The sequence below is a fragment of the Streptomyces sp. NPDC056222 genome, from assembly GCF_042264065.1.
GTDB lineage: Bacteria > Actinomycetota > Actinomycetes > Streptomycetales > Streptomycetaceae > Streptomyces.
Map to the genome: position 1 here is coordinate 1 of NZ_JBHJTL010000157.1, position 9,992 is coordinate 9,992.

The 9,992-nt window shown below is 71.9% G+C and carries 8 protein-coding genes; 1 reads left to right on the top strand and 7 read right to left on the bottom strand.

What is annotated here, in order from left to right; genetic code table 11:
• Positions 1-9: 9 nt before the first annotated feature.
• From ACFC0D_RS37050 to ACFC0D_RS37065, 4 genes are all read right to left on the bottom strand, one after another.
• Positions 10-333: a hypothetical protein gene (locus ACFC0D_RS37050; protein ID WP_376446108.1), complete on the bottom strand. Its 324-nt coding sequence runs from the start codon at positions 331-333 to the stop codon at positions 10-12.
• Entirely contained in the window at positions 330-698 is a 369-nt protein-coding gene (locus ACFC0D_RS37055; protein WP_137993472.1) for a WhiB family transcriptional regulator, read from the bottom strand. Before ACFC0D_RS37055 ends, ACFC0D_RS37050 begins: the two co-directional genes overlap by 4 nt.
• A 173-nt stretch (positions 699-871) precedes the next feature.
• The gene (locus ACFC0D_RS37060) at positions 872-1,231 is read right to left on the bottom strand and encodes a hypothetical protein (RefSeq protein WP_376446124.1); all 360 of its coding nucleotides are present in this window, start codon (positions 1,229-1,231) and stop codon (positions 872-874) included.
• A 180-nt stretch (positions 1,232-1,411) separates the two neighbouring features.
• Positions 1,412-3,661 (bottom strand): ATP-dependent DNA helicase UvrD2, encoded by a 2,250-nt coding sequence (locus tag ACFC0D_RS37065; RefSeq protein ID WP_376446111.1) that lies wholly within the window; start codon positions 3,659-3,661, stop codon positions 1,412-1,414.
• A 101-nt stretch (positions 3,662-3,762) separates the two neighbouring features.
• Here ACFC0D_RS37065 and ACFC0D_RS37070 point away from each other — a divergent pair, with 101 nt between their 5' ends.
• On the top strand, positions 3,763-4,005 hold the full coding sequence (locus ACFC0D_RS37070; RefSeq protein ID WP_149547526.1) for a mycoredoxin: 243 nt from the start codon (positions 3,763-3,765) through the stop codon (positions 4,003-4,005).
• Positions 4,006-4,083: 78 nt separating this feature from the next.
• On the opposite strand, the gene nudC is transcribed toward ACFC0D_RS37070, so the two are convergent.
• From nudC to ACFC0D_RS37085, 3 genes are read right to left on the bottom strand one after another with little or no spacing between them, the layout of a single operon-like run.
• The gene (nudC, locus tag ACFC0D_RS37075) at positions 4,084-5,031 is read right to left on the bottom strand and encodes an NAD(+) diphosphatase (RefSeq protein WP_376446115.1); all 948 of its coding nucleotides are present in this window, start codon (positions 5,029-5,031) and stop codon (positions 4,084-4,086) included.
• Between the two features lie 35 nt (positions 5,032-5,066).
• The gene (locus ACFC0D_RS37080) at positions 5,067-6,500 is read right to left on the bottom strand and encodes a dipeptidase (protein ID WP_376446118.1); all 1,434 of its coding nucleotides are present in this window, start codon (positions 6,498-6,500) and stop codon (positions 5,067-5,069) included.
• Between the two features lie 10 nt (positions 6,501-6,510).
• A complete protein-coding gene (locus ACFC0D_RS37085) occupies positions 6,511-9,975 on the bottom strand; it encodes a UvrD-helicase domain-containing protein (protein WP_376446121.1) in 3,465 nt (1,154 codons plus the stop codon).
• Positions 9,976-9,992: the final 17 nt, after the last annotated feature.

Sequence of the window (9,992 nt, forward strand, 5' to 3'; positions counted from 1 at the left end):
GTTCTTTCATCAGTGCATGACGGCCATGGCCAGCGCGCGGCGGGCGCGCAGGGACACGCGCTCGGCACGCCGCTGCATCCGCCGGGCGGCGACCAGGCGCGCGGCCTGGCGTTCCGCGTCGGCTTCACGCATGCGGTCGTGCATATGAGCACGAGCCAAGGCTTCTGGGATGAGTTGCATCTCACGGGTCCTGTTCTGACGCGAGGCGTTCGCGCCGGTGATGGAAACGTCTGGGGTCGCGGAGCCGGAGGGCTCGCTGGTGGAAGAGGTCATCGGGGCCAGCTTCTGGGGATCGTGCGTGAGGGGTCGGTCGATGGTTCCGGTGACGTTCATGCCGCGACCGGGTTCTTGCGCGGGCGACCACGCGGCCGCTTGCGGGCTACGACGACTCCCTGGACGAACAGCTCGCCGCCCCAGACGCCCCACGGCTCACGCCGCTCCTTCGCGCCGGCGAGGCAGGCCTCCATCAGCGGGCAGGTGCGGCAGAGGGACTTGGCGTACTCGACGTCGGCCGGGGACTCGGCGAAGAAGACCTCCGGGTCGAACGAGCGGCAGGGGACGGGTACGCCGAGGTTCTCGATGGCGTCGTCGAGCGCGGTGAGCGCGGTGAGGGGGGTCAAGGTGGAGTCCTCCGTGAGGCCGGGCGGGGGGATCGTTTCGGAAGGCGGTACGGACGGGGCGTGCGCTTCGAGTTGCACGGTGGTGTTTCCTCGTCTGGTCGTTCCGGCCTGTTGGCCGGGGTTTCGGCTGGTACCGGGTTCTGCTGGTCCCGAGGCCCCTTCGCTCTGTCGCCCCCGTTCGGGGACAAACAAAAGGGCCGCGGATCCCGGGTGGGGTTCCGCGGCCCTGAAGGCGCCGGCCTGATCGTCGATCAGGCTGGATCACTCCAGGGTTCGAGCCCACGGAAGGCCCACTTCGTGTGGTGCTGCGTCGTCTGCTGCTTGGTTTCGGCACCGGTCGCCGCAAAGTCATAGGCCTTGGCCTCGACTGCTGCTACTCCTGCTTCCAGTGCCTTGGTCGGTCGCTCATTGCGCTCCATGACGAGCAGACCCGCAAGGGCGGCCGGCCGCAGGGAAGCGGCGGCGCCGGCCATACCAGCGCCGGACAGACCGGTGCCAGGAAGACCGCTGCCAATGAACGCCGAGCCGGAGAGGCCGAGCGAGCAGGCGGAGACGACCGAGCGATCGGTCATTTTGTCGGTGCTGACGAAGCTGACGTTGGTGCTGTTGATGTTGCTGATCACTGGAATCGCCTCCTCTCGGCGTCTCGGAGGGCTCGGGGTGAGCCGGACCCTCATGTTCATTTGGACAAGTACAGCACGAAAGCAGGGCTTCGAAGAAGCCGCTGTTTCCGTGGTTAAGAACCTATGGGGCTTGACGGGGGGTGCGCAAACTATTTTTTCGACGAGTTTTCATGAGTCCTGCTCGTCGTCTCCTCCAGGCCCCCCACCTGGCTCTTCGCCCGCGCAGATGGCGAGGACGTCGACCCCGAAGCGGTCGAGCTTGCGGACACCGACCCCGGAGATCCCCGCGAGTTCGCCGTCGGTGGACGGCATGCGCTCGGCGATCGCCATCAGCGTCTTGTCGGTGAACACGCAGTACGCGGGCTGCCCGAGCTCCTTGGCCTGGTCGGCACGCCAGTCGCGCAGCCGCTCGTAGAGCGCCTCGTCCATGTCGGAGGGGCAGTCCTCACAGCGCATCAGCTTCATCTCGCCGGCTTCGGTGAGTGTGGCGCCGCAGACGCGGCACAGCACCGGCCCGCGACGCTTGCGGCGGGCGGCGCCGCCCCTCTCGATGGAGCCGCCGCCTCCCGTGCTGCCCAGGCCGAGAGCGCCGGAGCCGGGGCGCAGCCCCTTGAGGAAGCGGGTGGGGCGCCGGGAGGCACGGCCGCCTGGGGAGCGGGAGAGCGCCCAGGACAGCGTGAGGTGCAGCCGGGCGCGGGTGACCCCGACGTACAGCAGGCGCCGTTCCTCCTCGACCTGTTCGTCGGTCTTGGCGTAGGTGATCGGCATCATGCCCTCGGTGAGGCCGACCAGGAAGACGGCGTCCCACTCGAGGCCCTTGGCCGCGTGCAGCGAGGCGAGGGTGACGCCCTGGACGGTCGGGGCGTGCTGGGCGGCGGCCCGCTCGTCGAGCTCGGCGACGAGGTCCGAGAGCGTGGCACCGCTCTTGGCGCGGGCGAAGTCCTCGGCGAGGCGGACGAGGGCGGCGAGGGACTCCCAGCGGTCACGGACGGCGCCGGAGCCGGCGGGCGGTTCGCTGGTCCAGCCCTTGGTGGAGAGCACGGCGCGGACCTGGGAGGGCAGGTCCTCGGCGTCGTCGAGGAGGGAGTCGTTGCCCCCGGCGCGGGCGGCTCCGCGCAGGGCGATGCCCGCCTCCCGTACCTCCTGGCGCTCGAAGAAGCGCTCGGCGCCGCGCAGCTGGTAGGGCACACCGGCGTCGGCGAGTGCCTGTTCGTAGACCTCGGACTGGGCGTTGATGCGGTAGAGCACGGCGATCTCGCCGGCCGGGACGCCCGCGGCGATCAGGTCGCGGATGCGGCGGGCGGTGCCCTCGGCCTCGGCGGGCTCGTCGGCGTACTCGGTGTAGACGGGCTCGGGGCCGGGGTCGCGCTGGGAGATCAGCTCCAGACGGTGCTCGGCGGCGCGGCCGCGGGCCTGGCTGAGGAGTCCGTTGGCGAGGTGCACGACCTGAGGGGTGGAGCGGTAGTCGCGGACGAGCTTGACCACCGTGGCGTTCGGGTGCCGGGTGCGGAAGTTCAGCAGGTGGTCGGGGGTGGCGCCGGTGAAGGAGTAGATGGTCTGGCTGGCGTCGCCGACGACGCAGAGGCTGTCGCGGTCGCCGAGCCACAGGTCGAGGAGCCGCTGCTGGAGCGGGGAGACGTCCTGGTACTCGTCCACCACGAAGTGCTGGTACTGGCTGCGGATCTGGTCGGCGATGTCGTGCCGGTCCTGGAGGATGCCGACCGTGAGCAGCAGCACGTCCTCGAAGTCGATCACCGAGCGGTCTCGCTTGAGCTGCTCGTACATGGCGTAGATCTGACCGATCTCGGCCGGGTCGCGGGGGGCGTCGCGGACCGACTTGGCGACGACCGCGGGATAGTCGGCGGGGACGGTCTGGGTGACCTTGGCCCACTCGATCTCGCCGGTGACGTCGCGCAGCTCGTTGCGGTCGAGCCGGACGCGGCAGCGCGCGGCCGCCTCGGCCACGAGCTGGATCTTGCGCTCCAGGAGTCGGGGAAGATCGCCACCGACGACTTTCGGCCAGAAGTACTGGAGCTGGCGCAGGGCGGCGGAGTGGAAGGTGCGGGCCTGCACCCCGCCCGCGCCGAGCTCGCGGAGCCGGCCGCGCATCTCGCCGGCCGCCCGGTTGGTGAACGTGACGGCCAGCACACTGCCGGGCTGGAGTATCCCTGCCCGCACCCCGTACGCGATGCGGTGCGTGATGGCCCGCGTCTTGCCCGTACCGGCTCCCGCCAGCACGCACACCGGGCCGTACAGGGCCAGGGCGACCTCGCGCTGCTCGGGGTCGAGCCCGTCGAGCACCGCGTCGGCCGACTCGGGGACCTGCGGGAAGAGAGTGGAGTGCGTTGCTGCTGTCACCCCGCCATGCTGCCAGGTTCGCGAGGGGCGGTGCGTCGCGTTGTCCACAGGCCCGGACATGCAGTCATACGAATCACGGTCGTCATCGTCCGGGAATGGGGACGGGGGCGCGTACGTTCTCCTCCTCGGCACCTACCCCGCGAACAGAGGAGCGCCAGGCCATGCAGGGCACTGTGACGATGTACAGCACCACGTGGTGCGGCTACTGCCGTCGGCTGAAGAGCCAGATGGACCGCGAGGGCATCGCGTACACGGAGATCAACATCGAGCAGGACCCCGAGTCGGCGGCGTTCGTGGAGAAGGCCAACGGGGGCAACCAGACCGTCCCGACCGTCCTCTTCGCCGACGGCTCGACGCTGACGAACCCGTCGCTCGCCCAGGTCAAGCAGAAGGTCGGCGTCTGACACGACGCGCACGCGGACCGAGAAGAGCCCCGCCCGGCAGTACCGGGCGGGGGCTCTTTTCAGCCATGGGTGCGGACGTCAGACGACGTCGCCCGGCTTCGGCAGCGGCTTGCCGTACCAGAGCTCGATCAGCCGGGAGGCGATCGAGATGCCGTACGGAGGCAGCACCTCGCCCGACTCGAAGGCGGCGGCCAGCTCCTCGCGGGAGAACCAGCGGGCCTCGTGGATCTCCTCACCGTCCACGTGTATCTCCGAGGAGGTCGCGTGCGCGATGAAGCCCAGCATCAGGCTGGACGGGAAGGGCCACGGCTGGCTGGCGACGTACTCGACCTCGCCGACCGTGACACCGGCCTCCTCGAAGACCTCGCGGATCACCGCCGTCTCGATCGACTCGCCGGGCTCGACGAAGCCCGCGAGGGTCGAGAAGCGGCCCTCGGGCCAGTGGACCTGGCGGCCGAGCAGGATGCGGTCCTGGTCGTCCGTGACGGCCATGATGACCGCCGGGTCGGTCCGCGGGTAGTGCTCGGCGCCGCAGGCCTGGCAGCGGCGGATGTGGCCGGCGGCCGCGATCACCGTGCGCTCGCCGCAGCGGGAGCAGAAGCGGTGGAGTCGCTGCCAGTTCTCCAGGGCCACGGCGTGCACCATGAGGCCCGCGTCCCGTGGCGAGAGCAGCAGGCCGGCCTCGCGCAGCCCCGCGGGCCGGGCGGACTGGTCCATGCGGCCGGGCAGGGCGTCCTTCTGCAGGGCGAAGTAGGAGACGCCGTCGGCGTCCGTGCCCAGGAAGTAGCGGTGGGTCTCGGTGACCGGCGCCTCGAAGGCCGGGGTCATGACGAGCTCGGTACGGCCGTCGGGGGTGTCGTCGATCAGCACCTGGCCGCCGGAGACCACGAAGACGCGGGTCGTGGGGTGGCTCCAGGCCGCCGCGAGCCAGGCCTCGTCGAGGCGGTGGTGAGCGACACGGTCGATGCCGCTCGGGGCGGTGAGCGAGATCGGCCGGTCCGCGAACTGGCTGTTCAAGGTGGACACAGGTACTTCCAACTCCCCCGGATCGTTGTGTGGGTTCATCGCGCGGCTGCGTGGAGTGCGGCGGGCAGGTCGCTCCACAGATGGGCGGTGGTCTCGACGCCCTTGAGGAGAAGGTCGAGCTCGATCTTCTCGTTGGGGGCGTGCCAACCGTCGGACGGCACCGAGATGCCGAGGAACAGCACCGGTGCGCCCAGGACGTCCTGAAGGTCTGCGGCGGGGCCCGAGCCGCCCTCACGGGTGTAGCGGACCTTGGCGCCGTCGAAGGCGCGGCTCATCGCGCCCGCGACCGCGGTGAGGGCCGGGTGGTCGAGCGGGGTGAGGCAGGGCCGGGTCGGGGCGCCGAAGACGATCTCGTACCGGATTCCGGCGGGGACACGGGCGGCGAGCCAGTCCCGTACGGCGAGCTCGACCTTGTCCGGGTCCTGGCCGGCGACCAGTCGGAAGGAGAGCTTCAGCTGGGCGGAGGCGGGGACGATCGTCTTGCCGCCGGGGCCCTGGTAGCCGCCGCCGATGCCGTTGACCTCGGCGGTGGGGCGGGCCCAGACGCGCTCCAGAGTGGAGAAGCCGGCCTCGCCGAGGGTGCCGTGGGACTTGGCGGTGGCCAGCCAGGCCGCCTCGTCGAAGGGCAGCTCGGCGATGAGGGCGCGCTCGGCGTCGGACAGCTCGGTGACACCGTCGTAGAACCCGGGGATCGCGACGCGCTCGTCCTCGTCGTGCAGGGCGGCGACCAGACGACCGGCGACGGCGGCCGGATTGGGCACGGCTCCGCCGAAGGAACCGGAGTGGATGTCCTGGTCGGGGCCGTACAGCTCGATCTCGCAGTCCGCGACGCCGCGCATCCCGGTGCAGACCGTCGGGGTGTCCTCGGACCACATGCCGGTGTCGGAGACGATCACGGCATCGGCGGCGAGCCGGTCCGCGTGGGCCTCGACGAGGGCCCGGAAGTGCGGGGAGCCCGACTCCTCCTCGCCCTCGACGATCAGCTTGAGGTTGACCGCGGGGGCGGTGCGCCCGGTCGCGGCGAGGTGGGCACGGACCCCCAGGGTGTGGAAGAAGACCTGGCCCTTGTCGTCGGCGGCACCGCGCGCGTACATCCGGCCGTCGGTGACGTGCGGCTCGAACGGGTCCGTGTGCCAGCCGTCCTCGCGGGCGGCCGGCTGGACGTCGTGGTGGCCGTAGACGAGCACGGTCGGGGCGTCCGGGTCGTCGGACGGCCACTCGGCGAAGACCGCGGGCGCGCCGTCCGTCTCCCAGACCTCGACCGTCGTGAACCCCGTGTCGGACAGCTTGGCGGCGAGCCACCGGGCGCTGCGCCGTACGTCCTCGGCGTGGGCGGGCTGCGCCGACACGGAGGGGATGCGCAGCCAGTCGGCGAGGTCGCCGAGGAAGGCGGCGCGGTGCTGCTCGATGTACGTGCGCACGGCCTGGGTACGTACGGTCTGGACGGCGTTGTCCGGGGTCTCGCTCATGCTCCTGAGCCTATCCGGCGTCCGGGGCGGGTCTGTCCGGGGTCGGTCCGCCCAGCAGGATCCCCTCCAGTTCGGCACGGCCGGGGAGTGCCCGGGGCCGTACGACCTCTCCCGTCCGTACGTAGACGAAGGCGGCGGCGACGTCTTCGGGGTCGAGGCCGTGCCGCTCGGCCCAGGCGAGACGGTAGATCGCGAGCTGGAGAGGGTCGGCGGTACGCAGATGGCTGGTCTTCCAGTCGACGATCTCGTACGCGCCGGACTCCGGGTCGCGGTAGACGGCGTCGATCCTGCCTCGGACGACCCGGCCGGCGAGGGAGAGATGGACGGGGACCTCGACGCGGTACGGGGTGCGGTGGGCGTACGGGGTGAGGGCGAAGGCGTCCTTGAGCGCGTCGAGGTCGCGCTCGTCGACGATCTCCGGTTCGCCGGCGAACTCCTCGCCGCCGGGGAGCTCGTCCGGGCCGAGCATGGGGAGCGGGAGCTCCTCGAACCGTGACTCCACCCACGCGTGGAACCGGGTACCGCGGCGGGCTGCGGGCTGCGGGGGCCGGGGCATGGGCCGGGCCAGGTCCTGGGCGAAGCCGTCGGGGTCGGCGGCGAGGCGGAGGACCTGGGAGGCGGAGAGATAGGCGGGCAGGAGGACGTCGCGGGTGGTGGCGCGGGCGCGGCGGAGTTCGGTGGTGAGGGCGGTGAGGTCGCGGTCCCAGGAGGCGATCGTTCTGGCTTCCTCGGGGGTCGCTCCGACCTCCGGTGCCCGGGGCGCAGGGATCCCGTCGGTCGTGGGCTCGTCCGCCGGGGGCTCGTCGTCCCAGAACGGGTCCTCGTCCCACTGAGGCTCCTCGTCGGGCCAAAGGTCCTCGGGGTCCTGGGGTGCGGGCCCTTGCGCGGGCAGCGCGTCCGTGGGGTGTGCCCACCCTCCCCCGCCCTGAGGAACGGATGCCCACAACTGGGACCGGACCAGCTCGGCCGCCCTCCGGCGGCGCACGAAGGACTCCTCGTCCAGCGGGAGGGGCCAGGCCTGGTCCGCGAGCTGCTCGGTCAGGGTCGGATTCTCCGCGTCCTTCTCCGGTTCGTCCGCCCATGCCTCGATCTCGCCGAAGCCTGCCGCGCAGTGGTCGTGGAGGGCGTGGAGGAAGTCCGAGGGGCCGCGGGGCTTCTTCTGGGACGGGCCCCACCAGTGGGCGGAGCCCAGGAGGAGGGAGCGGGGGCGGGTGAAGGTCACGTAGCCGAGGCGGAGCTCCTCGGTGTGCTGGTGGTCGCGCATCGCCTCCTTGAAGGTCTTCAGGGAGGCCGCGTCCCAGGTCGTGATCTCGGGCAGCGTCGCCGTGTCGCCGCGCAGGGCGTGCGGCAGCACCTGGGGCTGGGAGGTCCACGACTCGCGGGACCTGGTGCTCGGGAACTGGGCCGAGACCAGGCCGGGCGCCGCGACGACATCCCACTCCAGGCCCTTGGACTTGTGGGCGGTGAGGACCTTGACCGTGTTCTCGCCGCCCGGGAGCGCGTTGTCGAGGCCCTTCTCGTACTGCGCGGCCGTGCGCAGGAAGCCGAGGAACGCCAGGAGGGTCGCCTCGCCGTCCAGGGAGGCGAAGCCGGCCGCTGTGTCGAGGAAGTTCGAGAGGGTCTCGCGGCGCCGGGCGGCGAGGGCGTGCGGGGACGCGGAGAGTTCGACCTCCAGGCCGGTGGTGGCGAGGACCCGGTGCAGGACGTCCATCAGCGGGTCGGCGAGTGAGGAGCGCAGGGTGCGCAGCTCGGCGGCGAGCCGGGCGAAGCGGACGCGGGCCTCGGCGGAGAAGGGCAGGCCGTCGTCCTCGCCGCCGGAGTCGAGGAACGTGTCGAGAGCGTCGGCGAGCGAGATGACCTCGGCGGGGTCGACGCCCTCGACGGCCGCCGCGAGCCGTTGGTCGGCGTCGGCGTCCCCGCCCCTCTCCCGGTGGACGAGCAGCCGGGCGCGGCGGCCGAGGAGGGCCAGGTCGCGCGGGCCGATGCGCCAGCGGGGGCCGGTCAGGAGGCGAACCAGGGAGGCGTTCGCGCCGGGGTCCTGGAGGACCTCGCAGACCGCCACCAGGTCGGCGATCTCGGGCAGGTGGAGGAGCCCCGACAGACCGACGACCTCGACCGGAACGTCACGGGCGACCAGGGCGGCCTGGATGGCGGGGAAGTCGGTGGCAGTCCGGCACAGGACCGCGATCTCGCCGGGCTCCCTGCCCGTGCGGACCAGGTGGGCGAGGGAGTCGGCGAGCCAGTCGATCTCCTCCGCGTGGGTGGGGAGGAGCGCGATCCGTACCGAGCCGTCGCGCTCCGCGCCGGGCGCCGGGCGCAGCGCCTCCACGCCCGCGTGCATGGCCCGCAGGGGCGTGGCGAGGCCGTTGGCCAGGTCGAGGAGGCGGCCGCCGCTGCGGCGGTTCTCGGAGAGGGCGTACCGGGTGGCGGGGGTGCCGTCCTCGTACGGGAAGTGCGTCGGGAAGTCGTCCAGGTTGGCGACGGACGCGCCGCGCCAGCCGTAGATCGCCTGGCAGGGGTCGCCGACCGCGGTCACGGCGTGCCCGGTGCCCGAGCCGAAAAGGCCGGAGAGCAGCAGCCGCTGGGCGACGGAGGTGTCCTGGTACTCGTCGAGCAGCACGACCCGGAACTCGTCGCGCAGGATGGCGCCGACCTCCGCGCGCGTGGTGGCGAGTTCGGCGGAGCGGGCGATCTGGTCGCCGAAGTCGAGCAGATCGCGGGAGCGTTTGGCTGCGCGGTAGCGGATCACCAGGTCCAGCAGCTCGCGGCGGGCCGCGGCCGTCTCGGGGACCTTGCGCAGATCGGCGTTGGAGAGCTTGGCGCGGGAGAGGGTGTCGAGCAGCTCGGTGTCGTACGCCTTCAGCTCCTCGGGCCGGACGAGATGCTCGGCCAGCTCGGCGTCGAGTGCGAGGAGGTCGCTGACCAGCGTCGGGAACGACTTGGTCAGGGCGGGGTACGGTCCTGGCGCCTCGCGCAGGACCCGCGCGGCGAGCTGGTAGCGGGTGGCGTCGGCGAGGAGGCGGGAGGTGGGCTCCAGGCCGATGCGCAGGCCGTGGTCGGTCAGGAGCTGCCCGGCGAAGGCGTGGTACGTGGAGATGCGGGGCTCGCCCGGGGAGTAGTAGGGGTCGGCGGGCACCGACGTCGTCGGGGGGTGGCGGTCGGGCGACGCGTGGGACGGGGGGATGGCGTCGGGGTCTGTGACGCCCGCGCGGACGAGGGCCGTGCGGACGCGTTCGGCGAGTTCGCCGGCGGCCTTGTTGGTGAAGGTGAGACCGAGGACCTGTTCGGGCGCGACCTGGCCCGTGCCGACCAGCCAGACCACCCGGGCTGCCATCACCGTCGTCTTGCCGGAACCGGCTCCGGCCACGATGACCTGCGGGGCGGGCGGCGCGATGATGCAGGCCGTCTGCTCCGGGGTGAACGGGATGCCGAGGAGCTCCTTGAGCTGCTCGGGGTCGGTGATGCGTGCGGTCACCCCAAAGAGGCTAACGG